This is a genomic window from Paenibacillus sp. KN14-4R, assembly GCF_052180255.1.
Taxonomy (GTDB): domain Bacteria; phylum Bacillota; class Bacilli; order Paenibacillales; family NBRC-103111; genus Paenibacillus_AM.
This window is the reverse complement of sequence record NZ_CP197466.1, coordinates 669,392-695,764: the sequence shown is the minus strand read 5'-3', so window position 1 is coordinate 695,764 and position 26,373 is coordinate 669,392. Positions and strand designations below refer to the sequence as shown.

The following is a 26,373-nucleotide window of genomic DNA, read 5'->3' as shown; positions in this document are numbered from 1 at the left end:
TAATCAGTGAGAACAACTCGTGATATTAAAACATGCAACATAGGCACCATCGCGGATAGGTAACTGCTGGTTACGACTGCTCTGAGCCTTGTCTGCCGGCATAATAAGGTTCTCCCGGATCTATATCAATGACAACCCGGTGTGGTGCGGCCAGCCCGTATTGGTGTTCGCAGCGCCAGCGCATCTCTTCGGTGAAACCAACTGTTTCCCCGTCAGTAATAACGTCCCCGCGGTCGAATAAATAATAGGCGATATTAAGCAAATTTCCGGCTACTTCATCAGGCTCCAGATCGTGATAATGACACTGAACATCCGGAATACCAAGCGCGGCGAGTCCCAATGAATCCATCAGACCTTCAGGGCGGTCGCTGCCTGTGCCTTCAACATTATAAAAACGAATGTTCAGCGCACCATATAACAGTTCTCCTTCTTCAATCGCCGCCAGATAAGCGCTAGGTTCGACGAGCTTGTCGCTTTCCCGGAAATAGATGGCGTCACAAGGCGCCGTTTCCAGCACCGCCCGCAGCGAGCCGGTGAACAGCTGCAGCCGCGATTTGGGATCGAGTCCCGATGCCATCATGTCGATCAACAGCAGCGAGTGCTTACAATCACTCACGACTTGAGCGGCTTCTTGCCAATGCCAGGACTGCTGAATGGCCGTCTCGTAGTCCGTAACCGGGTGGCTTTCTGTATCCATCAAGCTGGTTTGCGCCGGCATTTCGCCTTGCGTATATTCAACCATATAATTCAAATGGAAAAAATGCAGCAAATTCTGATCTTCCTGACTGTTCGCTTCCCACACAGCAAGTCCCGCGGCATCCGGATGATGTTCTCCGCGATCAACCTTACCCGTGTAAAGTTCCATCTTCTCGTAAAGCAGGTTTCGGTCCAGCTTCGGCGGCTGCTTGTATTTTAGCTCCACAGCGTACACCCGGGCAAAACCAAAGTCCTTTTCCTGTTCAAGCATCTCATTCGCCTCAATATCATTCTTCACCGAAGCAATTGCGTTTGGCTGCACTGTCACTGAGTTCTCTTGACGGTCTGTTAGGCCAACCTCATGACGGCTCCATTTCAATAACAACGAAGTATCTTCATCCTCGGGATCAAGTTTATTCGCTATTTCGAATGCTGTTACTGCGTCCTCATATTGCGATAGGTAGTAGTAGGCGTAACCTACACGGAAATGCCAAAGAGGATCATGTTCGCCTAACGTTTTGATCATCAAAAGCTGCTGCAATGCTTCATTATAACGCTCCAGATTGTTTAATGCTCTCGCTAAATGGCCGACTAAATCATAGTCTCTGTCCTGTTCGGGAATTTCCGCAATCTTGCCTACTATTTTTTCAAATTCATCATCTTCATGCCATAGGTTTAGCTGTTCCAACAGGTCTTTTTCCATAACACTACCTCCTTAGTTTCCAAAAGCCTCTTAGATATTTTTCTAGTTTTATTTCGGAAAACCTCCTTACTTCGCTAATAGGAAACCAACAATGGCCGACATTTAATGCGTAGTTAGGAAAAAACTTGAGTACGATGATTTATTAAATTGCGGGTGGTCTGAAGCTTAAAACAGTTGAGATTAAGTGCATAAGGATTTGCAGGAGGGAATAGATGTTGATTCAAATTAAAAAGGTACTATTTTTAATAGTACCTTTTTACTATGTGTGGGTTGCGTATTCAATCAACTGTACATTTCCTTGAGTTTTAACAAGTTCATCTTGTGGTTGGACAGACCAATGCAAAAATTATTTGGCTTAAACAGGATCACTGAATCATCAGAAAAAGTGATCTTCACTTTTGTTTTTAATAAACCTTTTTTCAGAGAAATATTTTTCACATCGTTAACACTAATTCCAAACATATTTTCAGTCAGTTTTCCAGTCATCGGGTCCATCTCGCATATTAAATCAAATATCTTTGTATCCGATTCCCAAGCATTTTCATCTCCTGAAATAAGAAGATTATATAAATCACCATTCATACGTTAATAACTCCATACAAAGAAAAATAAAAGCAATTTATATCCTAGCTTAGCGAATTGATAATATATTTTGAAAGGTACGTTACTTTTCCTAACTTAAATTTATTTCTTATTAAAAGGTTCTTTAGTGAGAAAGTATCTGTAAATCTATCTCCTATAACCTTCAGAATATATTCGATATCTCTTTCATAAAAACCTAAATCCTTAAGCATCTTTTTTGCTTTTGATTCTGTGAAATATAAGTAATCGATGCTGCTTTTTACTTTTTGTTCGATTATGTCGATAAACCTTGGTTCAACTTTTTCACATTTCATAAAATACATTACAATCAATAATTTTGAATAAAAATTATGTTCAATATAACTTGATTTTAACCTCAGTGTTGTTGTAATTATGTGGTCTATATCTATGATTGTGGAATTCTCAAATGTATCATTAATAATCTTCTTTATTTTTAGCCTTTTTTTATTAAGAAGTTGATTTATTATCCTTGACTCCAACTTATTATTTCTTCCTTCAAAGATGAAATACAAGATTCGAATGAGGTTGGGGCGTCCTCTTTTCTCATCATTGAACATTAATTCCAACTCATATAACAACTCATTTTTCTTAGAGCAATAGTTAGTATAAAGTCTGAGAATTGTCCGAAATCTATATTTGGCACCAATGTTTTCTTTATAATCTCCATGAGTAATCCCTAACGTCTTCAAAAAAAACAAGTAATCATATTCATGTTCAATATTATCTGTTTGGATATTAATGTCCTCGCTATTTTCTGTTATTTCAAACTCAATTTTCTTTACAGCTTCTTCTTTTGAAAAATAAGGGTCTGTTGGACCTTTAATATAATGGGCAATGCCAAGATAGTGTTCAAACATTCTTCCCGATCTTCCTACTAGATTATAAAAATCGAATGCATCAAAATTTTCATCAGAAGTTCTAGCGGGTTTAGAAATAATTATATGTTTAGCTGATGTATTGACTCCTTCAAGAAGGGTTGAAGTGCATAATAGCCTACTATAATTTGAATCCTTTCTATCATATAAATCCAATTGATAAATTCTTATGCCCAATGGCAGTTGACCATTATGTACAAGGAACCCTTTTTCCATCGCTTTTACTAAATACCAATCTTCATGAATTTCATCCCTTAACCATTCAATAAATTCATTAATCTCAGTCTCATTCTCATTAATATCATCGAAATTCGACAGATGTTTTTTTACGAAAGAATAAATCTGTGTTACAGCCGGAAAGTAAATCATCGTTTTTTCATCCAATGACAGCTTATCCAAAATATCGATCACTGTTGAATTACGATCTTTATCGTCTATAATGTCATAAGTTTTTACTTTATTTACAACTGGCGAAAATTCACTTCTTTGAAATACTGGGGTCTTTTGTAAGACATCTACATTTTGAATCCCGCTTATAAAGGGGGCTAGAAGTAAATGTTTTTTTGCAATTTTTACTAAATGGAAATAAGCCAAGTTCAAAATCAGTACTCTATCATCAAGTGCATTTCTTTTTAATTTATATACTTCGTCAATTACTAGGAAATCTATTTGTTCAAGAATTGAATAGTTAGCATTTTCAATAGCCCTATCATGAGTAAGAATAAATAAATTATATTGATCAAAATTGTAAACCTGATCTTCATGAAGAGATAGGTATACCTTATATTTACTGAATGTAGATTGATACCTTTTAATAATCTTTTTGTTATATTCATCAACTAGTGCAAGTGTAGGAACAATTAAAACAACATTTTTCGGTTTTTCTCTAGCTATGTATTCAAAAACAACAAATGTTTTTCCAAAGCTTGTAGGAGCACTGAATATCACACCTTCATTTTTTTTTAATTCGCTGATGATATTTAATTGCTCAGGATGTAATGAAATATTATTGTCAAGAAACGAGGTTGCAAATGAATTATAAAAAATCGAGTCAAATGAATAATTCTTCGAATACATTGTTAAGCCCACTGTAAATAACTTATCAGCAATTTGCTGCACTTTTCTTGTTTTATTTTCCGATTCTTCGATTTCTAAAATAATGTTTTCTCTAACCGTTTGCAGACGCATTATACTCCTCCAACTTTTCACTAATTGTATTAGTTAGATAACTAAATAATTTTCTTTTATTGATTATTGGAAGTGAAATAACATAATAAATTGTGTTCAGGTTAAAATACCTTGTTCGATTAATTTTTTTGTGTAATCTTTGGAGAATTACTTTATGGTCAATTTCTTCTCCATGTGCAATGAATATTGGCACGCCTATGTTCTTGGTATTTGTTTGAGTTAGAAACTCATCAAATGTTATGCATACTTCTGTCTGCCCTGGAAATAAATCTTCCAATCCATTTAGTTTCAAATGGCTATTTGATAAGACTAATGAATATTCTTCTCTGATTTCTTTTTCATAATTTTTTAGAGATTTGTTTACCAATGTGATTCCATTATCTAATTTATTTGCAACTTTTGACTCTCCAAATAGAATCATTTGATTTGTTTTATCTAAAAAGAGCGCATCGATTCCATACACGCTCATGTTTCTGTCGGTAGTAAGCTTAACCTTTGGAATTATGCAATTGAAATTAAAATAGTCTGAAAGAAAAATATGAAAAATATATTCCCCTATTCTGCCGATCTTACTTAATCTTATAAATTTCTTCCCGTTCTTTATTTTAACCTTATCGTACTCATCAACTAATACATCTTCTAAATCAAGATCAATTTCTACCCAGTCAATATTTTCATCGTCAATAAAATTATGCAGTTCCCTGAATAAGGAAACGTAATTCCTTCTTTCAGGTTCAAAATTAATAGCTTTTATATTTTTTGCATAGCACAGCAAATTATCTTCATTGAAAATGTAGTCAGATAATCCCTTTAGAAAAAGTGATTCATCATTTTTTATTTCAATATGAAAAAAACTAAAATTATCCACGATATTATGCACTTCAAATGTTTTATACTTCTTAGATGTAAATTTTATTGTAGTACTCATGTTTTCACCCCGAATTAACGAATACTTACAGAATTTTAATGCTCTGATACCATAGTACCATAATTTAGGCGATTGAAGTCGAATTGAGCTGTCTCATTTCTAGTACCCAGTGCCTAACGTGTTGTATTTAATTCCCTCCACAAAATTTACCCTCATTTTCTCTGTACAAAATTCCCCCCAATATGCTCTACCTGCACTTTTATGGCTACATTTATAACATAATTTTCATATCCTCTTCTCGCCTTTCATCAATAAAATTGCTAGATTCCATATTTGCGGGTTGAAATCATTACCCGTTGCTTGTTATGTCATGACAACCTGTTCTTATACTGTCATCAAAAGTATGAAAAGAGGTGACAACATGCTTATCAAAAGTAACAGGCTGATGACGGTTGAAGAAGCCGCTTACTATATGAATCTTAAGAGCGAGGGATTCATGACAGATCATGTTATCATGCACGTGGTAAAGCCGTACCTGAGCACGTCATATGTCATGTAGGAAACCTGAACCCACATGTGTTTCCCATTCCCCTACCCCACTAAGGGGAATAATATGGATCGGTTACAGTAAGTTGGACAGATAAATTGAGGGCTAGTAGAATGAGCACAACAGACAAGGAGTGAAACTACAATGCCTCAAACTAGACGTAAGTTTACAGATGAATTTAAGAAACAGATGGTTCAACTGTACGAAGGTGGTAAATCACGGAGCGACTTTATTAGGGAATACGATCTGACTGCATCTGCTCTTGACCGTTGGATTGGGCAGAGTCAACGCTCTGGATCGTTTTCTGAGAAAGCAAACCGATCTCCCGAAGATAATGAACTCATTGCCCTGCGAAAAGAAAACCAGCGCCTCAAGATGGAGAATGACATTTTAAAGCAAGCAGCACTGATCAATGGGACGAAAGTAAATGTGATTAGAAACAATGCTCACAAATACTCGGTATCAACAATGTGCAGCGTCCTACAAATCCCGAGAAGCTCTTATTATTACAAGCCCGAACCTGCAACGAATAAAGAGGAACAACCCCTTGAAGATGCCGTTCTCAGGATCTTCACTGCCAGTCGCAATAACTACGGAACGCGCAAGATCAAAGTGGAGCTAAAGAAAGAGTCGATTGAGATCTCACGCCGAAAAATCGGTCAGATTATGAAAAAGCATGGGTTAGTATCCAATTACACCGTTGCCCAATTCAAGCCACATAAGGCCGATTCTAACGAGTCTAAGATGGAAAACCAGCTACAGCGAAAGTTCAATCAGGACGAGCCTTATGCCGATTTGGTGAGCGACTTGACTTATGTACGTGTTGCCGGTAAATGACATTATGTATGTATGCTTGTTTGTCGACCTGTTTAACCGTGAAATCTTGGGCTTTAGCAGTGGTCCCCGAAAGACAGCCGAATTGGTTTACAGGGCCATTGCGAGCATTTCAGTGCGCCTGGATCGCATCCAAATGTTCCACACCGATAGAGGCAGGGTATTCGATAACAAGCTTATCTCTGAGGCCCTGATAGCCTTCGGCATCGAACGTTCCCTAAGTAAGAAAGGCTGCCCTTATGACAATGCGGTTGCAGAAGCCATGTTTAAGATCTTCAAAACGGAGTTTGCCAACCATGTTCATTTTCTGAATTCGGAGCAGTTAGCGCTGGAACTCAGCGATTACGTCAACCGGTACAACTATCATCGAAATCATGGGACTCTAGGTTATCTTACGCCTGTAGAAGCTAGACGATTGACCTCATAAATGTTGTCCAATTTTCTGTTGACAATACACTACGGATTCCTTGGATGGAACGGGACAAGAATCGGAAAGTAGAGTTCTGCTAAGGCTTATTTCGTTACATGTAGTCGTTTTCTCCCCATAACCTAGAAACTCACGTACTTCAAGAACTTCCTTGCCTTTGATAATAATTTCAATACCATCTTCAAATTCCCATTCCATACCAGCCCAAACACTTGCTCCAAATAGGGTATCATTTTTATCATAAGGATTTCTGTAGATATAAATATCACTTACTGAAATAAAACGTAAGATATCCCTGCCCTAAGCATCCAACAAACCATCTGGGCATTTCATATCTGGATAACAATCTGTCAGTACATTATCTTTCCAAGCGCACATTTTTTTGCATAATTCATCGACTGTTTCATCAGGTAGATTATTTAAATAATTTTCGATATATGACTCCGCTTCGTCTAAACTCATGTCTTCCTCTCTAAAATGGTATTCTATGCGTTCATTAGACAAAACAAACAAACCGAATCCTGAAGTAGCTTCTCCGTTTGATGCGTAAATGTCTTCCTCTTTTCCAACATTCTCTAAATGAAATTTTCTATTAATCGGATATTCCCTCCAAAAATATAGTAGCGGTAAAACGGTAACTGATGGAAACCACTTGGCAGTAGATTCGACATTCTCATTTATGCCCCTTTATTTCGTAAAAAAAAGCTCAAAATTATCTTTTTGAGCTTTTTCTAAAGGTTATGGTTTTTAGGTAAATGTGACTTCAAACTACTTTCTCACCAACAAAGCCACCGACTCCACATGCACCGTATGCGGGAACATGTGGGAGTTGGTTGGGTTCTGTATTAGTTGGTTAAAACCCTTAATTTACAAGGGTTTTAACCATGCCGTACTGTTCTATTTGTTTGCGTTTTATTGGTTGTTGACGATGTTCGTCAACAAGACGTCAACAGGTCCGTAAACACTACAAGAGCACCATCAGGTTAACTATATTTTTGCTTAATTTCAGCAATCCACGCCGGAAGTTTGGTAGTTAGCGTCATATTATGCCTTAATAAGTTGCCTGCCGTTTGATTGGTTGCCTTACTAAAATTAATACTACTAATGAGCTCATTGATGTAAGGAACAACATCAGGCTGTAATATAGAATATGCATTCACCGATTTGTAGAGCAAATCACTATCTAGTCCCCACTCTAAAGCAAAACCATTAACTATGTTCTGCAGCTTACCTGCTTTCCAAACTTCAAACGCCTCATCAAATTCCAGACCGCTCGATAAGTTACCGGATACAAGTTCCGTATCCACAAATTCCTTCAATATTTGAGCTTGTTCGTGTTCCCCCATGTTACTCAGCTCTTGAATTTGCTCATATATAATACGGAGTGTTTCACCATCCACTGTTTGTACGCCGTTAGACACGGTAACTTTTGAACCAATCAAACTAAGAATATGATTCGCATCAATTACTTGTGTTCCTGCTAGCTTAGTTTTTCCAACAAGTGGATTGATTGATGCTGTTGGAGGTGTAGTTCCTGGCTTCCACGTTAAGTTTCTATAAGCACCTACATACTGCAACCAAGTATGCTCATCAATACCAAAAGCTAAATCATTCCACTTAAATTCATAGTATTGTTCTACTAGATTAAGCTGTTCAGCAGCATCCTTATAAGCAAGTATAAATGCTTCTTTTTTCTCTTCATCATTTCCAATCGCCTGCCACTCAGTAGGATCAGGTAAAGTAGGGATCATTTCAATTACTTTTATGGCTAGTTTTTTTACAGCTGTTTCATAAGTATCTACGATTGCTTTACTGCTCTTACCCCCGCTTCCATACAGCTCCAAAGCTTTATCTACGATTTTTTCAGTAAGCCGTGGATATTGGAAATTGATAATCGTTCCAAACTCTTTATTTGAGCCAAACACACGATTTGTTCGTGAATAGGCTTGAATCAACCCTTGAAGTTCAAGTGAACGGTCAACATAAAGTGTATTAAGACGCTTAGAGTCATAGCCTGTCAGTAATTGATCTGCCACAATTATTAGATCAATATTTTTAGGATTTCGTCCACTACCGCCGCGAGTGGCACGCTCCACGAGATCTTCAAAATAAGCATCCTCACCGTGTTTTTTATCACCGGCGACAAACTCAATACCGGTAAATGCAGCGTAGTCCTTAAACATGCCCTTTACAAGTTTAGGATCTATTGGCGTAGGATCATTTTCGTTACCGAAACTAAACGTCATCGCCACGTTTAACTTTTCACCACGAGCTGTCAGTTGTTTCTTGAATTCATCATAATATGCAATCACTCGGTATTTATAGGCTACAGTTAAAATAGCATTAAATTCTCTATTTTGTGATTGAGACTCCCAGTTATTCAAAATTTCTTCAACCACACGTGGGATATGCGTTTCATCTTGGTAAATAAGTAATCCTCGTTCTTTAGCTTCCTTTTCGAGGTCTACTTCTGACTTTTCTTGAACTTGACGTTCGATTTCTCTTTCCGTCAATTCCGGATGTTTTTCCTTAATCTTTTCAGCCAATTTCTCTCTTAAATCATCATAGCTCTTGAACTCTCCAGTGTTGATATAATCAACATGAAAACCTAATACGTTTTTATCCGTAATCGCCTCATCAATTGTATATTGATGTAACTTAGGTCCAAATAGCTTTTCGGTTGTATCGATGACTTCGCTTTTTTCGTTAACTTTTCCTTTGATCTTATTCTCATCAAATAATGGTGTTCCAGTAAAGCCATAGAAAAGTCCGTTTTTCTTAAAATAACTCTTAATGGTTCCCATCATCTGACCCATTGTCGTACGGTGAGCTTCATCGATGATAAAAACGATTCTCTTATCTGCTAAACTATGATCCTGAGCTTCTTCCAGTTCCTTAACTAAAGAGTTCAGTTTGAATGTTGTCGTTACCACAATTCCATGTTTAGCTGACTTAAGTATCTTTTTCAGCTGATAAGTGTGCTTCGTATCATCAACGGAAACAGCTTCGTAAGCAGCGTACGCTTTGAAGTTCTCACTTGTACGGTTGTCTAACTCTCGTCTATCAACAAGGAAGACGACCTTATCAAATCCTGCCCTAGTCGATAAAAACAAAGCTGTCTTAAAACTCGTGATGGTCTTCCCTGAGCCAGTGGTATGCCAGACAAATCCACCATGAGGAATTTTCTCATCATTATCCCAACCAAAAGCAGCACCTTCGACAGATTGTAGGGCATACACTTGATATGGACGCAATAGCATATGGCGCCTATTTTCTTCATCTTTTGCTTCGTCAATCACCAAGTAATCTCCTACCATTTGATGAGCCATTGGAATCATCAGAAAGTGCTCCACTACTGTTTGCCAATTGTTAATCGGTTTGTTGTCTTTATCCGACCAATGAAAGACAAAGCTAGGGTTAAAATCTCCTACGGTTTTTGGAGTGGCAAAATATCGAGTGGCAATTTCAGAAGTAATGACCATCATCTGCGAAAAGGCCATAAAGTTATTGCTGTATTCGCCGTCACGATAGTAGCGTATAAACTGTCCAAATGCCTCGTCTAGCGTTTTGTCAGTACGTTTTTGCTCAATATTAATTAACGGTAAGCCATTGATAAGCAAGACAAGATCAAAACGGTTGTTATTTGATGTCTGTACTTCTCTAGCAATTTTATAGCTTGAATCTCCGCCACGGACTTCAGCTTTTTTAAATATGGTCAACGTGATTTGTTTTCTCGTGATATTTGGATTATCATCTCGGTAAATGCCATCAATCTTTCCTTTTGATTCTTCAATGGCTAAAATCTTGGATGCTTCATAGCTGTTGCTGATACGATTAACTTTTGCCATAACTTGTTTGAACTCGTTATCCGTTAATTCCACACCCTCTAGCTGGTCGGCATTAATACGGTTCAATTCGCAACGCCAATGAGCAACCAGATCAGCAACGGTCACTTTTTGAATATTTCCATCTAAGAAGTCAGGAGCTTGCCATTTATATTTTTGAAGTTCTTTAACAAAATTTTCTTGATAGGTTTTCTCTGCCGCAGCTTTTGGTGCACTACTCATGACTTACGCTCCCCTCTAACAAACATCTCATTTAGGTATGCTTTTTTAATACTTTGTAATTTTTCCAGCTTACGCTGATGAAGGGTGATGAGGTGATCGAGGTGTGCGAAGAATTTGCCGATTTGCGATTGTTCTTCAATTTTAGGCATCATAATCGGAGTAGCCTTTGCCTGCTCAATCGTATAATGTGAAATTGTTCCAATATGAGTAATACTACCAACGTATCTTCTAAAAACTGATGTTATTAAATAGGTATATAAAAAATCGCTATTAATTAAGACTGATTTTTTTAGCCAAATTAAGTCAGCATCCTTGAAGTATAAAGGCTCATTGTTCTTAACCTTATAGGGAATTCCTATTGAGCCACCACCTGTTACCAATAGATCATCTTCCTGTACTTTTCCAGATTTATTTGATAACTCTTCAAAAAGCTCATATGAGATAAAAGCCTTATCATTTTCTAATCCTTTAAACGCTGATACAACATCACTGGATCTAAAAAAAGGGACTCCGGTTTTCGTCCATTCTTCTTTATGAACGCGAGACGCAGATGAAATCTCCATGAGTTCCCCCAACCTACGCTGTTCCCAAGCTTCCGTGAATCCGGCAAATCTCCTTCTTGGCTCACACTCACCTTCAGCGGGAAACATTTCAGATAGATAAGCAGATTTTAACGCTTTCGTTTTTTCTAACTTACGCTGATGAAGGGTGATGAGGTGGTCAAGTGATAAGAAAAATTCGCCTATACGCTTCTGCTCCTCTACGCTTGGAGCATTAAATTTATACTCATTCAACTCGTCGCGGTTAATTTTCGGCATACCGGAACGCATTGAAACCGACACTGAATATTTGAAGAAATGCTGCGTTTGAAGCAGAGTGAATAAGAAGGTTTGCTCAAGTCCATTTTTTGCATTCAGTACGTAAGCATCTGCACTCGCAAGCCCTTCAAATGGTGCAAAAACGTACTTTCCGAGTTGCGGATTTATCTTCCCGTAAATGATATCGCCTTTATTGAAAAGGAACTTACCACTAATCAAGTTATCATCTTTCACGGTGTTCACATTGTCGTATAATCGTCCGCTGAATGATTCAATATTTCCCGGCCCGATGTGCGGCAAATTATCATACTTACCGGTTCTGGGATCTATCATATTAGTCGAAATATCGACTGTGTTTACCCACTCACACTGTTCCCAAGCGTTAGTGTTTTGATATTCCTTAAAACGCCTTTTTGGCACTAGTTTTTTTTGTTCATTCATTATCGCACCACCAATTCACTCATTAATGCTTCAAACGCTGGTTCCAAGTTTCGACTTTCATCATCAATGGCTGACAATGTATGGGCATAGCGATTGTTCAACATTTGCAACGTTTTCAGCTCTTTTTTTAGCGGTAGTTCTACCAAACCAACCATAGCATCCACGGCGTTTCCGAACCATTTTTCATACATTAAGTTGTCGATTTCTTCGTCTGTCAAAATTAAGATACGCTCGTACACGGCTTCTTTAAGCGCCTTTTCATCATCTTTGACGGCTTTACTAAGCGCTGATTTATCTGCGAATAACTTTTCAACGTTACTCAGTAGGTTATATTCAACTGTTCCGTTGATAGACTTCTTCAACTCTGTTTTAACTAATTTGCTTTCAAAAGCCTCACCAGCTTCATTTAAGATGTCGCCTAAAGCATTAGCTTCATCGCTATCTTCAACCTTTGCAGCTTCAATTAAGTCTGACAGCTCAGCTTCAATCTCTTGAATGCGAATATTTTTCGATTCAATTTCTTCCAGCTTGTCACTAAATAAACGTTGCGCGATCAACTCATTCGGTACGATACTACCAAACCAGCCATCTTGCTCTTCACGTTTCTTTTCACCCGTTCCTTTAGTTACCATATTCGGCTGGCGAGTGCGTCCTGCCGTATAGAAATCACTTGACGCAATTATTTCGGTATCATGTGCCAGTGCATTCTTCCAAATCTCAGCGACAATCTGATATCCATCATAAGTATCAATATACTTGAACTCTGATAACTCCACCTTGATTTCAACGAGCATCTCATCCATTAATTGAGTCAAATTACTGTCGATGTTTACATATCGTAGAATATCCCAATATTTATCAATATAAGATTTGGCTTTACTTGCGATTTCTTTTGATTTGTCAATAATGCGCGAGTCGCTCAGTATATCCACAGAAATTTCATCAACTGGTTTTAATAGTTCAACATACCCGGCACGAATTTCTCTCAACGATTGCCCCAATACATCTGACACGGTAGACTGCAAAATCTTCAAGTCGTCAATGCTCTTCTGAGGAATCCCACCCAGAAGATGCGCATCTACATCATGAGAAATTTCTTCGTCAAGCGCCTCAATGTAGCGAGAAATATTCATGTTATATTGATTCGCCAGTATTTCCTCACGAGTTGCTAAATGACTGTACCCCTTCTGTGATCTTCGTTCAACATACGTATCCACGATTTTAGCGATGTCTTTTTCTTGTAGCATGTTTTGTTTGCCAACTTTAACAAAATTGCGAGAAGCATCAATAATTAAGACAGGTTCGCCGATTGCCCGGTTCTTCTTCAGAATGATAATAACTACTGGGATACCTGTATTGGTAAATAAATTGCTTGGCAAGCCGATGATGGTATCAATGTAATTCTTCTTGAGCAATCGTTCACGAATCTCACCTTCAGATGAACCACGGAACAGAACCCCGTGAGGCAAGACAATCGCCATTGTTCCGTTTTGACCTAAGTGGAATAATCCATGTAAAAGAAATGCAAAATCTCCTTTGGAGTCTGGTGGCAACACTCCCGCTACTTCAAACCGAGGGTCGCTGACTTTTAAATTTGCTCTGTTCCAGTTCTTCGCAGAATAAGGTGGATTCATAACCACTGCATCAAACTGTACACCTTCATTTGGAAGTGTTGGATCTTCTGGCCAGTCTTGAGAAAGTGTATCGCCGTTTTTAACAGTCATCTTATCTGGGCGAACACCATGGAGCAATAAATTCATACGAGTCAAGTTGTAAGTTGCTGTATTCTTTTCTTGTCCGTAATAGCTCAAATTCTTTTGAACATCTGCATCTAAATGCTTCTTTACCGTTAATAGTAGGGAACCTGAACCGACAGTCGGATCGTAGATTGACTTGATGGCTGGCGTTTTCACTGCGATTTGTGCCATGACTTCACTCACTTGGCGTGGTGTGTAGAACTCTCCAGCCTTCTTCCCTGACTCCATCGCAAACTGACCAATGAGGTACTCATACGCATCACCCAATACATCACCTTTTTGCAATGCCACCATGTTCAAGTCTGCAAACAGCAGAATCAGTGCCTTAATATTTTTGCTACGATCGTTTAGGCTACTACCTAAAGCAGTATCAGTTAAATCAAGCGCAGAACCTGAGAACAATCCCTTGAATTCATTCGAATCGCCAGACACGGCAATTGTACGCTCGAAGTTATTCAAACTATCCGTTACTTTTTGAACTTCAAAATCTCCTGAGTTGATGTCTTTCAACCAAGTCTGATAGAGATGCTCGGGTAAAACATAATAACCTAGTATATTTTGAAGCATTTTATCTAGCTGTTCACCGTATTCAGCTTTGGCCTTTGTGTACTCCTCAACCAATTCATTGTCAGTCACTTGCCCTAAACCACTGGTCACTTTAAATGCTTCTAAAGTCTTATCACTCAAAAACTTGTAGAACATCAGCCCAAGCATATAATCTTTGTAACGGCTGGCATCCATTGAGCCTCGCAGTTCATTTGCCCCGTCCCATAATCTGCGTTTAATTTCTTCTGATGTAATCACTTTATAGCCTCCATTGATTTCTTTATTTTTTCAGCTCAATCATATCACTTAATCCCCTTGAAACATTACTGATTCAGGAGGATGGTCTTTAACCTCAATACAAAAACAAAAATTGTTTAAAAACACTTGAAAATCCTAGCCAAATGTTCGGCTGCCTCGTACTCAGGTCCAGATTTACTTCCTAAAATTGTTACATCCAAAGTTATCACCTCAGTAACTAAATTCAGTTGTTTAACGTCCTGGCGTTACGTACATTATGATCCATTCCATCTTTACGGTAGTTCCTTGAGTACCAATTATACATTTATAGCCCAAAATTTTACAAGAAGTTTGATGCTTCATAAAGTACATAGGCTCAAGCGTACGCAGTAGTTCCCAACCCAGCTAACAAACTCCCAACGATGGATAAACTTCGGGTAACTCAAAAAGCACCAGCATCCTCAAATCCGTCACATGACGCATCTGAAAGAACTGGCGCATTCAATAAAGATAAACCTGAATTAGACTATAAGCGCACCGAACCCCTTCCCAAAAAGGGCTTACACCCTTGCAGGGAAAGGGGGTCCAACATTTGAGGGGAGTTGAACCCCTTTCCCTGTAATTGAAAAGGCCCGATTCAAGAATCAGGAATCTCCCTATTATTTCGTCAACAATCAGTCAACTCTATTAATTTCTTGCTTCTGTTTCACAATTCCATCTGATCTGTACTACTCCCTAAACCCGCTCCACCACTGCAATCTCAGCGATCTGTATCATCCCTCACCAACAAAGCCACCGATTCTACGTGAACGGTATGCGGGAACATATCCACCGGCTGCACGCATTCGGTGCGATACCCTCCGTCCTCAAGCAGACGGAGGTCGCGGGCTAGTGTCGATGCGCTGCACGACACGTAGACGATGCGGCGAGGCCGCATCGCAAGAATCGACGCGATCAATGCCGCGTCGCAACCCTTGCGTGGTGGGTCAACGACCACCACGTCAGCCTGCAATCCCGCGTCAATCCACGCGGGAATCACCACTTCGGCGGCGCCGACGCCGAAGTCAACATTCGTAATGCCGTTTAACTCGGCATTACATACGGCATCCGCGATCGCCTCCGGCACGATCTCGACGCCATACACCTTGCGCGCATGCTGCGCAAGGAACAGCGAAATCGTTCCGATGCCGCAATACGCATCGATCACGACTTCATTCCCGCTTAAGTCGGCATACTCCAGTGCTTTCCGATACAGCACTTCGGTCTGCACAGGATTCACTTGATAGAACGATCTCGCGGAAATTGCGAACTTCACATCACCGATGTAATCATAGATATGCTCTTGACCCCACAATACACGTGTCTCCGTACCGAAGATCACATTCGTCCGCTCTTTGTTCACATTGTGACAGATCGATACAACATTCGGAAGGGCTTCCTGAATTTCACGAATCCACTGCTCTTGATTCGGTATTTTGGATCCATTCGTGATTAATACAACCATCATTTCACCTGTCGTGAAGCCAACCTTTACGACAACATGTCGTAATAGTCCTTGATGTGTCTCCTCGGAATAAGCTGTAATGCCTAAGCGATTACCGATTTCCTTAATCTTTGCAATCACTTCATCATTACTCTCATGCTGAATCAGGCAAGTTTCCATATCGACGATGCGATGGCTACCCTGTGAATAAAACCCACCAACTAGCCCGCCTTGCTCCTCACCAATCGGAACCTGCGCTTTGTTGCGGTAACGCCAAGGGTCGTCCATCCCAAGTGTAGGGTAAACCACGATCCCTTCGTTTGGCGCTGCATGTTCGCCATCGGCAGCAATACTCGAATCGCCATTAGTTGCCCCATTCAATCCAGTACTCGAAGCCACGTTCAACTTCCCAATCCGCTCCAAGTTATCGACGACGAACTGACGCTTCCAACGCAGCTGTGCCTCATAGCTCAGATGCTGCAGCTGACAACCGCCGCATTTATCGTTAATTTCACAAGGTGCATGAACACGTTCAGGGCTTGCTTCCAACACTTGAAGCAGCTTTCCGTATCCATACTGCTTCTTCAACTTCACAACCTTAACCCGTACACGCTCCCCAGGTAACGCCCCAGGAATAAAAAGGGTAAAGCCGTCTACACGGCCCACCCCTTCACCATCATGCCCAATTCCAATAATCTCTGCTTCATACTCTTCATTCTTCGCTACCGGAAGATGCGACAGATCCACTTGGGCTGCACTTCGATTACGTCCCGCGCTCCCAGCTCTTTTCCCTCTGTTACTCTTCGTTGTCATTCAGGAACCTCCTACGAATCATTCTTGGCTTCATGTAGGTCGATTGACCCGATGGATCGATGCAAATTTCCAAGTGAGACGGTAAGTTCGTAACTACGCATGGCAATATGCCGCCTAGTTCACCATCTAAGTTAAGCTGCACATAATCGGGTGATTCAATTTCGATATGATTCGTCTTGAACTGAATAATATGCGGATCATTTAAGTGATCGCCACGCAGCACCAGAGTCGCAACACGAATAAATTCAGCCAAGTTACATTTACGCAGAACGGTTACATCAAATTGACCATCATTCAGACTCGCGTCAGGTGCTAATTTTTCAAAACCAGCCACAGAATTGCTGTTGGCGATCAGGAACATCATCACATCTTCATGCAGTTCCATTTCTTTGGACTTGATATGCATGTTAGTTGGCTTAAATCGCGGCAGCTTCTCAAGTCCCTTCATATAATAAGCAAGCTGACCAAGCATCGTCTTAAGCTTACTTGGTACTTCGTAGGTCAGCTCCGTCATGGAGCCCCCGCCTACAATATTGATAAAATATCGCTTATTTATTTTTCCGACATCGATGCTGCGCGTTTCCCCACCAATAATAAGATCACAAGCTTCCTTCCAATCACGAGGGATGGATAATGCTCTGGCAAAATCATTTGTTGTGCCCAGCGGTAAAATCCCAAGCTTCGGTCGATTCTCTTTCTCCGCAATTCCGTTGACGACCTCATAGAGCGTCCCATCTCCGCCAGCCGCGATAATGACATCAAAGCCCCTTTCCACAGCATCTGCCGCAGCAAGTGTCGCATCACCCGCTCCAATTGTGGCGTGTGTTGATGTTTCAAGACCGCCTTGCTCCAGACGCTGCAAAATTTCAGGTAATCGCTTACGCATTTCTTCCCGACCGGAAGACGGATTATAGATTAACCTTGCTCTTTTTGTTGCCATGAACTATCACCTATTACCTTCCTGTAGTACCTTCAGTTAAATCACTGTTCCTGTTCAATTACAAGCATCATTTGGCGCTCAACCCATTTCGACAACCGAAAACTCGGCAGCAGGGTTTGACCATGATACCGATATTTTAAATCTACCAACCTGTTCGGGATGGCTTGATTCGTATAATAGCCTTCACTTAGGAAAACTGGAGCTACGATCACTTTCAGTTCTGGCCTGCTTGCTTGCCACTCAACCACCCGCTCGCGAAGTTGATCTGGCCGCAGCATCGCGGCATCACATGCAGCAAAACCACCTAATTGTCTTACCCTCTGAGCAAGCTGATGCAGTCCTTCATGCCATTGGTCATAAAATCCCGCATGCGGGCTGCCATGACCAACAAGAAGAATCACTTCCCGCTCGGGTCGATCCGATAACGAGCGAATCTTTTCCCATATGACACCCGCGACATCCGCGTCATCATCAATGGGCAATGTATAATGAATTCGTCCTTTTATATGGTACTTTTCAAGCTCTGTCTCTACTAATGTATGTGGAATCACACCAAGTGCATAAGCAATCTCATGCACATGTGTACTCCCCTTGGATATAAATAAAGGAATCGTAATGAGATCGGAGACATCCTGCCGCTCAAGCTCGTCAATGCCATCTTGAATGCCACGTCCCGCTACAAGCTCTAAGAAACTGACAACAAGCGGTATGCCTTGCGGCAGCTCGACATTAGACGCCATTTCGTCAACGAGATTGACCCATGCCTCGCTGCGTGATCCGTGCGCAATCACGAGGACGCCATATTTTCGTCCCATTTACTATTCCCTCCGAATTAAGCCATTACCCCCATGCTATCCAAACCACTCTAAGATGTCAATCAACACGAAAAATCCCACTTTACAATCGTAAAATAGGATTTCGGTTTTCTCATCTACATTTTCGTCCGAGCCACTTAACGATTTAAGCGATCTAAGGCCAAGATATAGCCGTCATTGCCATAGTTTAAGCATCTTTTAACACGCGAGATCGTAGCTGTTGAAGCCCCCGTCTCGGTTTCAATCTGATTGTACGTACAGCCTTTGCGGAGCATACGCGCAACTTCTAGACGTTGAGAAAGGGATTGAATTTCATTTACCGTACACAGATCGTCAAAGAACACATAGCACTCTTCAATATCCTTTAAGGTTAATACCGATTCAAAAAGCTGGTCTATCGCTTTATCATTTAATTTTTTTAGTTGCATTACATAATCAACCCCTACTAAAAACTTTGTGTTCAACTCATTACCTTATTAAAGAATACCATATTTGTTCGACAAGAATATAGTTTTTCCTTTCCATGTCGGATAAAAAACTTTATAAATGTCATGCGTTAAAGAGATAAAATGTGCAGACCCATGACAATCGTCTATACGAAACATTTGCCTACCACATACACTATACCAGAAAATCCAAAGGAAGGATTGTGACTCCCGTGAACAATTATTACCCAAACGAAGGCTATAATTCCCCTGCTAAAGATCAGCGAGCCTTCGGCAACTTGTTCGGCGGTGGATCAGCTCCTGCCAACCAGCAAGTCATCGAAAGCGCTCCGTACCCTATCGAAGCGTCGTACTCCCCGTATCCAGTAAACCCGGGAGGTGCCGTTGCACTTACTGAAGTCGGCGCAGCAACTGCTGCCAAAGGTTCAGGCTTACTCAACCTAGGCCAAGTCAAAGGATTTATAGACCGCATGGGCGGTATTGAAGGCATCGTCGGCACGATGAATAAAGTGCAAGGTTTCATGAACTCTTTTCAACAAATGGCACCTATGATCAAAATGGTCTTTAGTTCATTTTCAAAAAACAAATCCAGTTCCTTAGAGGACCCGCCGAGAACGAGTCGTCGTAGACGTAAGAAAAGAAAAACTTCAAGCAAAGTCTACTCCGGTTATAACAAGGCAGCCAAGAACAACTTATCCAAAGTTAACCGTGTTGTTCCAAGTGCAAAACCTTCAAGGCCGCTAGCTAAGAAGAAACCTGCTCGATAATCCATTCAAACGCATACACCGCATCATGCTATTCCAACACAAACTTCGTCCCAATAGGCACAATCTGAACCCATGTTGTTCCTGCAAGGAGTGGAATTTCGCTGCCGTTTGCAAAAGCACGTATCATCCCGTCATTACGCTCCCACGTTATTTGCTGCGACTTTCCCTCTTGCAGAATTACACCTCGGCCAGGACCATTCACATTTACACTACGGCGTCCTTCTTTATCCAGAACCTGATGTTCCGTCTCAATGACAACTAGATTCGTAGCAGCCAGCTGTCCCACGAAATAAAGCCGCCTCGAGCGCACAGGTCGATTGTGTCCAACTTCTACTTTACCCAGCCCGGATTGAGACGTGCCTATGCGATCAGCACGCAATTGGAAACACCTCTTTTTCATGCTATGCTTAAATTAGGTAAAGTAAAGTAAAGAAAAGGAGACGTTCGATGACAAGGAAGCCAATGAATGACCCTGTCATTGTGCTGTTCGATGGGGTATGTAACATGTGTAATGGCATAGTCCAATTTACGATTCGTCATGATCCTAAGAAACAATTACAGTTCGCGTCTCTGCAATCGAATGCGGGACAGCGGCTCCTTGAAGCTTATAGCTTGTCCACATCCGATCTCAACACCTTCGTCCTCATTGACAATAATCGCGCTTATACAAAATCAACAGCGGCTCTACGCTTAATACGTAAACTGAATAAGTTATGGCCCCTCTTATATGTAGGCATTGTCGTCCCACGTCCACTACGAGATTCGATTTACAGTTATATTGCACACCATCGTTACAAGTGGTTCGGTCAAGCCGAGGCTTGCATGGTCCCGACTCCAGATATGAAGCAGCGCTTCTTAAGCGAATAAAGCTTTAGAACTTTATATTAACGAAAAGACCGAACCCCCTCTGTCTGAAGTGATTCGGTCTAAGCTAACGCTATAAATCTGTATATGAAGTAGGATGATCTTAACATCTATCGAAGTGACACGATTTGCTGTTCAAGCCCGATCTCCTCGACGTAACTACGTCCTAGGATCAATACTCCGAATGTTACTTTCACCAATTCTGCGATAAACTTTTTCATACGTACCATCCTCCTCGTTCGATTTAATCGTTGTCTTACGAGACTAGTGTACTGTATTTAGAAGCATTCGCTCCATCGATATTGATTACTTTAAGCTTACAATAATGTCATCCGGAAATAAAGCCATTTTTTGGGAGTACAAACCGATTATTTAAAATGTAATAAAGGACAAACTACAACGTACTACACGAAAATCGCTCATTTGGAGTGTGTCCCTCATGCCAACTTTTTTCATCTGGATCAAGGAAAACTGGCTTTCCATCCTACTCATTCTCGGAGTCATCGTGGCTGCCATCAAGATTATCGTCAATAAAAGCGAGTACCAACTCGAAGATGAGACAGAGACTGTTGAGCCGGATAAACCTGCGAAAATCGACTAGTATGGCTCAATCCCCTTCTCGAACCCTTTTATGAATCTGATAATAAAAGGCTTTCCACGGCTGTGCACCGAGTTTGAGATGATCAGACTCAGACTGCTCAGCAAATGATTCAATTTCCTGTGCCTGCAGCTCTTCTGCAGATAATTTGCGTTTGCCTCTTGGTGCCTTTGCTTTTGCAATGGAAGCTTGCTCCTCTTTGCCTTCCTTATCTATCGCCATTCATCTTCCCTCCCTTTACGTATCAATCCATTTCTTACGAAGGGCGAACAATTCACGCAGTTCGCTAGTCGACAGCTCTGTTACCCAACCTTCCCCACTGCCCACAATTTGTTCACTTAATCCTTGCTTACTCTCAATCATCTCATCGATTCGCTCTTCAAGTGTGCCTAGTGTAATGAATTTATGCACCTGCACATCACGTCTTTGTCCGATCCGGAATGCTCGATCTGTCGCTTGATTTTCCACCGCTGGATTCCACCAACGATCAATATGGAATACGTGATTGGCTGCTGTTAAGTTCAGACCTGTACCGCCTGCTTTTAGCGATAAAATAAACACCGAACATGACTCTTCGTCTGCCACATCTTCCTTTTGAAAATGAGCAACCATCGCATCCCGCTTCGCTTTCGGAACACCACCATGTAAGAACTGCGGTTTTTCGCCAAGTTCCCGTTCGAGAACAGCTTGCATCAGATGACCCATCTGCACAAATTGCGTGAAGATCAAACATTTTTCCCCTTCTGCACGCAGCTCTTGAATCATCTCTACTAAACGAGCCAGCTTATTAGATCGCAAATCTTCGCTAATAGGTACATCTTCTTGGACCAATAAGGAAGGATGGTCACACACTTGTTTTAATTTAGTCAGTGTAGCTAAGATAAGCCCACGACGTTCCATTGGAGTTAGCTCATCAACTTTCTCAAGCATGTTTTGAATGAGGTTCTCGTACAAACTGCCCTGTTCAGCGTTTAGTGACACATACGTTTTCATTTCATTTTTTTCAGGGAGCGCAAGCTGGATCTTCGGATCTTTCTTAAGTCTACGGAGTAGAAACGGTCGAATCAGCTTCTGTACTTGATCAATAAGTCCTTGATCCTGTTCTTTCTCAATTGGATTCACGTATCTTTTGCGGAAATCATGCAGACTGCTTAAGTATCCTGGGTTTACAAAATCAAAAATCGACCAGAGTTCAGTCAGCCTGTTCTCAATCGGTGTACCCGTTAAGGCAATCCGATGATCGGCAGGAATTTGCCGGATCGCGGCTGACTGCTTCGTATAGGCGTTCTTGATCATTTGTGCTTCGTCTAGACAAAGCGAGCTCCATGTCACGGAACAAATTTCGGGTTCATCCATCTGAGCGAGGGTATAAGATGTGATCACCAAATCGGCCCCCCGGATTGACTCGATAAACGCCGCTCCCTTTGCACGCCCCGCTCCATAATGCATATGAACCTGAAGCGATGGCGCAAAACGTTCCAACTCCATCTGCCAATTACCAAGCACTGACGTCGGGCAAATGAGCAGCGCGGGAGCGTTAATATCTTCTGTCTGCTTAATCGTGAGCAAATAGGAGATCCATTGGATCGTTTTCCCAAGTCCCATATCATCTGCCAGACAACCACCCAAACCGATCTGACGCAAGAATAACAGCCAAGAAAATCCCTCCTGCTGATACTTTCGCAAGCTTCCTTGAAAATCAGATGGGGTATCGTAAAGCGGCATTTGTGTGTGATCGTGCAGCTTTGCTATCATTTCTTTCAAATGATCATTCAGCTCCACTTCCATTTGCACCCGCTGCTGCTCTTCCACCGCTGTATCTGGATCATAAGCCTCTTGAGGCACTTCATCTTCAAGTAAATGAAGTTCCAACACATCTTGAAAAGACAACCCGCGCTGCTTCTCTACCTGCTTCAAAATCTCTCGTATTTGCTCAATCGATGCAGGATCCAGATGTACCCATCTACCACGAATTTGAATGAATCGCCGTTTGCGCAGCACCAGTTCTCGGAACTCTTCCTCAGAAAGCTCCAAATCCCCTATCGCTAGTTTCCAATTGAACTCTATTAGCTGTTTCATCCCGAAAAAGGAATGCGTCGTGGCACCCACCGTAGAAGCAACCTTCGCCTTCAGCTTAGGCGTGAATTTCTGCACCCGCTCCCACCAAGACGGAAGGAACACGGAGCACCCTGCTTCTAGCAGACGTAGACTCCCTTGATCAAGAAAATCCCATGCCTCATCTTCACTCAGTGTACGTCTAACTTGTCCATCACGGTTGTGACTTTCGAGCCAAGGAACGGCGCTAAGCCACTTCCGAATTTCTCGCTCGGTTTTGGATGCAGCATAAGGCTGCCAATGCGCAGGTAATCCGCCTTCAAGCGGATGCGCCATATAGCTGTCACCATCTTTTTCAAGCGTACATTCCATAATAAGATCGGCTATTTGTTTATCCTGCAAAATAACCCTTAGACCCCAGTCATCTTCGAGATCAGGTTCTAGGAGTTGAAGACCCATAATAAATGGGACTTCATCTTGCTTCCAGCCGATCGAGACCAGCCAATCATGTTCATCTTCTACACCATCAAATTCAGGAGTACCCTCACTTTTCCCTTGCTTGCGAAGCGCTGGATAAGCATCTATCAACTGCTCCCACGCCGTATTTACAGCAGGGTTAGTTGCAATTAACTCCGTAACAACTTGATTGAACCATTCCGACAAGTAGGTGATGCCTAGATATTTAGCTTCATACTCGATCTGTGCATATTCGCGATTTAGCTTTGCTGGCAGCATCAGCTTCCAGCCTTTTACCCCTGCTGCCCACTGCTCATGATCTGGCGCAAACAACCCTTGATCAAGTAGGGTACGCATCACTTGTGCCGCACGTCGCAGCACACTCAGTTCTTCACTCCATTGAATCTCCATCGCCTTAACTGTGGATGCATTCGCTAGGTAATCCATCGCAAGCCAGCTAGAGACAACGATCCCCTGTCTTCTATCCTGTTCTCTAATTTCCAGAATCGTCCCGTAGTAGGAAGCTTTATGCCATCCGAACAAGCGATGCTTGATGAGCATCATATTGGACTGCTGACCTTCATCCATCCAGAAGAAAAACGTCCCATCTTCCAAATATTTTCCAGAAATCACTGCATCATCCTTAATACGCTGATCTTCTCTCATGCGATGAAGTTTCCTTTCCTTAGCTCTTCTTGCAGTGCACGTAGGCGTGAATGCTGCTTAACCAAGTAATCCACATAAGGCTGCAGCTTATGCTCTTGTTTTTGCTTTTTATAGATCGTCCGCAGCTTTTTAAGCATCCGTACAGCGAGGCGGTACGCATCTCTATTTTTCAATACAATGAGTGTCTCAACGGCTTGATAATACATCGGGAGCAATAAACTTGGATCGTTCTTCTCAATTTCCTTGATGGTAAATTTATTCGCTTGTAAGGGTGAGACACCGTGATACAAATGAACATCGACCCAATCCTGCCAACGTTCTTCATCCGTTAAATATCCCGTGTAAAATATAAAAGATCGCGGGTGCAGCGAACGCATGACTGCCTCTAACTTCACTTTATTCGGTGCATTCTCCATGGCCTTATGCCAATAGGAGCAGAACATTTCCCAATCTTTTCCGTATGACCGCTCGATAAATTGCGCGACAAACTCAAGCCAAAGAGACAGCTTATCCCACTGTTTTTGGTTAAAATGCGATTGCAGATAGGGCCACACCAGCGCGAATATTTTTTCATTACGGGTAAAAGGTTCCAATCGGTTAATCGCTAATTCGTCCTCACCGTTCATAAATTCAAAGTGCGCTAACGCTAAATTGATTTTCTCCGATAACACCCGATCGGAAGCATACTTGCTTCGCTCTTCTTGCAAACGAGCAACCTCAGCCTCTCCCCATGATCTGCGTAGAAGTACATTCCCCCATAGATATCGATACATATTAAGCCAATCTACAGGTGTTCGATCGATCGTAAACGCATGATCCGCAAGATTAGCTGCGATTGGCTCCATGTATTCGGGATAAGCTGTAAGTGCTTCCTGAATGTTCATCTGACTGACATGTTTTTGAATTGCACGCTCGGTCTGATCTCCTGCTAGTTCATAGCTATTTTGGTAGTAGTACATATTGTACGTATGCGCATTTTTCCCAAGTCTCAGAAAACCCCGTTCAATTTCAATGATGATAAACAGCAATACATGTAGCTCATAAATCTGGCGAAGCATCGGTTCCCAAGATTCTGCATGTGGATATAGAACTTTCGTTGCTTCACTGTAAAAGGATTGAACATTCCCCTGCTGTCGCTTCAAATACCCGCCGCACCGCATTCCAAAATAAGTATGCCACTGCTCGGGGAGCTCATTTGGCTGCGGAGCAGACATCGCAGTTTGAACGGACTGATACTGCGCAAGTTGATCTGATTCATCCTGTGATGCTTTAGCCGATCCACCCGTTAAGATTTGATCTGCTGTGAGCACTGCTTCTTCATCAGCTTGTGCTAACTTGGCTCTTACTTTGTCAGCTGACAACGACTCCCTTGGTGCTAAACGAGATACCACGCCTGCTTGCGTTTGCTTAAACGTCTGAACGAACTGTTCCGGACGTTTACCTTGCAGCGCATATGCGGTGAGGAACACCGCCGCGATGTGCTTACAATAGCCATGATCATATGGACATTCGCACGAGCTCCGCTCAAACTGCTCCAAGTCCAGAATGACCTCGTACCGATCCGTCCCCCGAACGACAGCACGAAGCGCTGTATCTTGATGGATCAAGGTCATATGCATGACCGCCTTTTTCACACAATACTCAAGCCCCCGGAGAAGTATGATTATATTAAAATGAGTACGAACCGCATCTGCTGTCCGCTCCAGTGTTTCTTCCGAAATGATCACGTTATTCATCCATCGTTCCCCCTAAATATAAGCCAATTATACCATAAGGAATGAATCGATCATGTTCGAGTCTTGCGTGTCAGACTCAAATAAAAAAAAGAGGAATTGTCAGGTTTCGACAACTCCTCTTCAACTC

At 41.5% G+C, this 26,373-nt stretch carries 21 protein-coding genes and 1 pseudogene; 5 read left to right on the top strand and 17 right to left on the bottom strand.

Annotation, left to right across the window (positions count from 1 at the left end; all coding sequences use genetic code 11):
- Positions 1–70: 70 nt before the first annotated feature.
- From ACSBOP_RS03400 to ACSBOP_RS03385, 4 genes are all read right to left on the bottom strand, one after another.
- A complete protein-coding gene (locus ACSBOP_RS03400; protein WP_442603073.1) occupies positions 71–1,399 on the bottom strand; it encodes a DUF4261 domain-containing protein in 1,329 nt (442 codons plus the stop codon).
- A gap of 282 nt (positions 1,400–1,681) precedes the next feature.
- On the bottom strand, positions 1,682–1,981 hold the full coding sequence (locus ACSBOP_RS03395) for a hypothetical protein (protein WP_442603072.1): 300 nt from the start codon (positions 1,979–1,981) through the stop codon (positions 1,682–1,684).
- Positions 1,982–2,025: 44 nt separating this feature from the next.
- Positions 2,026–4,065 (bottom strand): DEAD/DEAH box helicase, encoded by a 2,040-nt coding sequence (locus ACSBOP_RS03390; RefSeq protein ID WP_442603071.1) that lies wholly within the window; start codon positions 4,063–4,065, stop codon positions 2,026–2,028.
- Positions 4,046–4,993: a Hachiman antiphage defense system protein HamA gene (locus ACSBOP_RS03385; protein WP_442603070.1), complete on the bottom strand. Its 948-nt coding sequence runs from the start codon at positions 4,991–4,993 to the stop codon at positions 4,046–4,048. Before ACSBOP_RS03385 ends, ACSBOP_RS03390 begins: the two co-directional genes overlap by 20 nt.
- A 361-nt stretch (positions 4,994–5,354) precedes the next feature.
- On the opposite strand from ACSBOP_RS03385, the gene ACSBOP_RS03380 reads away from it, so the two are divergent.
- Both ACSBOP_RS03380 and ACSBOP_RS03375 read left to right on the top strand, forming a co-directional pair.
- Complete coding sequence (locus ACSBOP_RS03380) at positions 5,355–5,492, top strand: hypothetical protein (RefSeq protein ID WP_442603069.1); 138 nt, start codon at positions 5,355–5,357, stop codon at positions 5,490–5,492.
- Between the two features lie 132 nt (positions 5,493–5,624).
- Positions 5,625–6,741, top strand: a pseudogene (locus ACSBOP_RS03375) (IS3 family transposase).
- Here the strand turns inward: ACSBOP_RS03375 and ACSBOP_RS03370 are convergent.
- The 9 genes from ACSBOP_RS03370 to ACSBOP_RS03330 form a co-directional block, all read right to left on the bottom strand.
- A complete protein-coding gene (locus ACSBOP_RS03370) occupies positions 6,736–6,999 on the bottom strand; it encodes a hypothetical protein (RefSeq protein ID WP_442604355.1) in 264 nt (87 codons plus the stop codon). The pseudogene ACSBOP_RS03375 and the gene ACSBOP_RS03370 overlap by 6 nt on opposite strands.
- A gap of 42 nt (positions 7,000–7,041) precedes the next feature.
- Positions 7,042–7,203: a hypothetical protein gene (locus ACSBOP_RS03365; protein WP_442603068.1), complete on the bottom strand. Its 162-nt coding sequence runs from the start codon at positions 7,201–7,203 to the stop codon at positions 7,042–7,044.
- 521 nt (positions 7,204–7,724) lie between these two features.
- The gene (locus tag ACSBOP_RS03360) at positions 7,725–10,808 is read right to left on the bottom strand and encodes a type I restriction endonuclease subunit R (RefSeq protein ID WP_442603067.1); all 3,084 of its coding nucleotides are present in this window, start codon (positions 10,806–10,808) and stop codon (positions 7,725–7,727) included.
- A complete protein-coding gene (locus tag ACSBOP_RS03355; protein WP_442603066.1) occupies positions 10,805–12,067 on the bottom strand; it encodes a restriction endonuclease subunit S in 1,263 nt (420 codons plus the stop codon). The genes ACSBOP_RS03360 and ACSBOP_RS03355 overlap by 4 nt, the downstream gene beginning before the upstream one ends.
- Positions 12,067–14,628: a type I restriction-modification system subunit M gene (locus tag ACSBOP_RS03350; protein WP_442603065.1), complete on the bottom strand. Its 2,562-nt coding sequence runs from the start codon at positions 14,626–14,628 to the stop codon at positions 12,067–12,069. Before ACSBOP_RS03350 ends, ACSBOP_RS03355 begins: the two co-directional genes overlap by 1 nt.
- A 739-nt stretch (positions 14,629–15,367) precedes the next feature.
- Positions 15,368–16,903 carry a 23S rRNA (uracil(1939)-C(5))-methyltransferase RlmD gene (rlmD, locus tag ACSBOP_RS03345; RefSeq protein ID WP_442603064.1) on the bottom strand — a complete coding sequence of 512 codons (1,536 nt, stop codon included), beginning with the start codon at positions 16,901–16,903 and terminating at the stop codon, positions 15,368–15,370.
- Positions 16,887–17,843, bottom strand: a complete 957-nt coding sequence (locus ACSBOP_RS03340; protein ID WP_442603063.1) for a diacylglycerol kinase — start codon at positions 17,841–17,843, stop codon at positions 16,887–16,889. The genes rlmD and ACSBOP_RS03340 overlap by 17 nt, the downstream gene beginning before the upstream one ends.
- 41 nt (positions 17,844–17,884) lie before the next feature.
- The gene (locus ACSBOP_RS03335; protein ID WP_442603062.1) at positions 17,885–18,658 is read right to left on the bottom strand and encodes a sirohydrochlorin chelatase; all 774 of its coding nucleotides are present in this window, start codon (positions 18,656–18,658) and stop codon (positions 17,885–17,887) included.
- Between the two features lie 137 nt (positions 18,659–18,795).
- A complete protein-coding gene (locus tag ACSBOP_RS03330) occupies positions 18,796–19,086 on the bottom strand; it encodes a YerC/YecD family TrpR-related protein (protein ID WP_442603061.1) in 291 nt (96 codons plus the stop codon).
- 230 nt (positions 19,087–19,316) lie between these two features.
- Between ACSBOP_RS03330 and ACSBOP_RS03325 the strand changes: the two genes are divergently transcribed.
- Positions 19,317–19,871, top strand: a complete 555-nt coding sequence (locus tag ACSBOP_RS03325) for a hypothetical protein (RefSeq protein ID WP_442603060.1) — start codon at positions 19,317–19,319, stop codon at positions 19,869–19,871.
- Between the two features lie 28 nt (positions 19,872–19,899).
- Here ACSBOP_RS03325 and ACSBOP_RS03320 read toward each other — a convergent pair whose 3' ends face one another.
- Positions 19,900–20,250 carry a DUF3048 C-terminal domain-containing protein gene (locus tag ACSBOP_RS03320; protein WP_442603059.1) on the bottom strand — a complete coding sequence of 117 codons (351 nt, stop codon included), beginning with the start codon at positions 20,248–20,250 and terminating at the stop codon, positions 19,900–19,902.
- Positions 20,251–20,318: 68 nt separating this feature from the next.
- Here ACSBOP_RS03320 and ACSBOP_RS03315 point away from each other — a divergent pair, with 68 nt between their 5' ends.
- Positions 20,319–20,738 (top strand): thiol-disulfide oxidoreductase DCC family protein, encoded by a 420-nt coding sequence (locus tag ACSBOP_RS03315; protein ID WP_442603058.1) that lies wholly within the window; start codon positions 20,319–20,321, stop codon positions 20,736–20,738.
- Positions 20,739–21,174: 436 nt separating this feature from the next.
- Positions 21,175–21,336: a hypothetical protein gene (locus tag ACSBOP_RS03310; protein WP_442603057.1), complete on the top strand. Its 162-nt coding sequence runs from the start codon at positions 21,175–21,177 to the stop codon at positions 21,334–21,336.
- Between the two features lie 6 nt (positions 21,337–21,342).
- On the opposite strand, the gene ACSBOP_RS03305 is transcribed toward ACSBOP_RS03310, so the two are convergent.
- The 3 genes from ACSBOP_RS03305 to ACSBOP_RS03295 are packed head-to-tail and all read right to left on the bottom strand — an operon-like array spanning position 21,343 to position 26,246.
- Positions 21,343–21,555 (bottom strand): hypothetical protein, encoded by a 213-nt coding sequence (locus ACSBOP_RS03305; protein WP_442603056.1) that lies wholly within the window; start codon positions 21,553–21,555, stop codon positions 21,343–21,345.
- A 15-nt stretch (positions 21,556–21,570) separates the two neighbouring features.
- Complete coding sequence (locus ACSBOP_RS03300) at positions 21,571–24,510, bottom strand: DEAD/DEAH box helicase (protein ID WP_442603055.1); 2,940 nt, start codon at positions 24,508–24,510, stop codon at positions 21,571–21,573.
- Positions 24,507–26,246, bottom strand: coding sequence for an SWIM zinc finger family protein (locus tag ACSBOP_RS03295; protein ID WP_442603054.1), 1,740 nt, complete (start codon positions 26,244–26,246; stop codon positions 24,507–24,509). The genes ACSBOP_RS03300 and ACSBOP_RS03295 overlap by 4 nt, the downstream gene beginning before the upstream one ends.
- Positions 26,247–26,373 lie beyond the last annotated feature (127 nt).

What these genes read in the sequence shown, in the direction of transcription:
- ACSBOP_RS03400 (WP_442603073.1), bottom strand. Translation starts at nt 1,399, where the DNA reads ATGGAAAAAGACCTGTTGGAACAGCTAAACCTATGGCATGAAGATGAT.
- ACSBOP_RS03395 (WP_442603072.1), bottom strand. Translation starts at nt 1,981, where the DNA reads ATGAATGGTGATTTATATAATCTTCTTATTTCAGGAGATGAAAATGCT.
- ACSBOP_RS03390 (WP_442603071.1), bottom strand. Translation starts at nt 4,065, where the DNA reads ATGCGTCTGCAAACGGTTAGAGAAAACATTATTTTAGAAATCGAAGAA.
- ACSBOP_RS03385 (WP_442603070.1), bottom strand. Translation starts at nt 4,993, where the DNA reads ATGAGTACTACAATAAAATTTACATCTAAGAAGTATAAAACATTTGAA.
- ACSBOP_RS03380 (WP_442603069.1), top strand. Translation starts at nt 5,355, where the DNA reads ATGCTTATCAAAAGTAACAGGCTGATGACGGTTGAAGAAGCCGCTTAC.
- ACSBOP_RS03365 (WP_442603068.1), bottom strand. Translation starts at nt 7,203, where the DNA reads ATGAGTTTAGACGAAGCGGAGTCATATATCGAAAATTATTTAAATAAT.
- ACSBOP_RS03360 (WP_442603067.1), bottom strand. Translation starts at nt 10,808, where the DNA reads ATGAGTAGTGCACCAAAAGCTGCGGCAGAGAAAACCTATCAAGAAAAT.
- ACSBOP_RS03355 (WP_442603066.1), bottom strand. Translation starts at nt 12,067, where the DNA reads ATGAATGAACAAAAAAAACTAGTGCCAAAAAGGCGTTTTAAGGAATAT.
- rlmD (WP_442603064.1), bottom strand. Translation starts at nt 16,903, where the DNA reads ATGACAACGAAGAGTAACAGAGGGAAAAGAGCTGGGAGCGCGGGACGT.
- ACSBOP_RS03340 (WP_442603063.1), bottom strand. Translation starts at nt 17,843, where the DNA reads ATGGCAACAAAAAGAGCAAGGTTAATCTATAATCCGTCTTCCGGTCGG.
- ACSBOP_RS03335 (WP_442603062.1), bottom strand. Translation starts at nt 18,658, where the DNA reads ATGGGACGAAAATATGGCGTCCTCGTGATTGCGCACGGATCACGCAGC.
- ACSBOP_RS03330 (WP_442603061.1), bottom strand. Translation starts at nt 19,086, where the DNA reads ATGCAACTAAAAAAATTAAATGATAAAGCGATAGACCAGCTTTTTGAA.
- ACSBOP_RS03315 (WP_442603058.1), top strand. Translation starts at nt 20,319, where the DNA reads ATGACAAGGAAGCCAATGAATGACCCTGTCATTGTGCTGTTCGATGGG.
- ACSBOP_RS03310 (WP_442603057.1), top strand. Translation starts at nt 21,175, where the DNA reads ATGCCAACTTTTTTCATCTGGATCAAGGAAAACTGGCTTTCCATCCTA.
- ACSBOP_RS03305 (WP_442603056.1), bottom strand. Translation starts at nt 21,555, where the DNA reads ATGGCGATAGATAAGGAAGGCAAAGAGGAGCAAGCTTCCATTGCAAAA.
- ACSBOP_RS03300 (WP_442603055.1), bottom strand. Translation starts at nt 24,510, where the DNA reads ATGAGAGAAGATCAGCGTATTAAGGATGATGCAGTGATTTCTGGAAAA.
- ACSBOP_RS03295 (WP_442603054.1), bottom strand. Translation starts at nt 26,246, where the DNA reads ATGAATAACGTGATCATTTCGGAAGAAACACTGGAGCGGACAGCAGAT.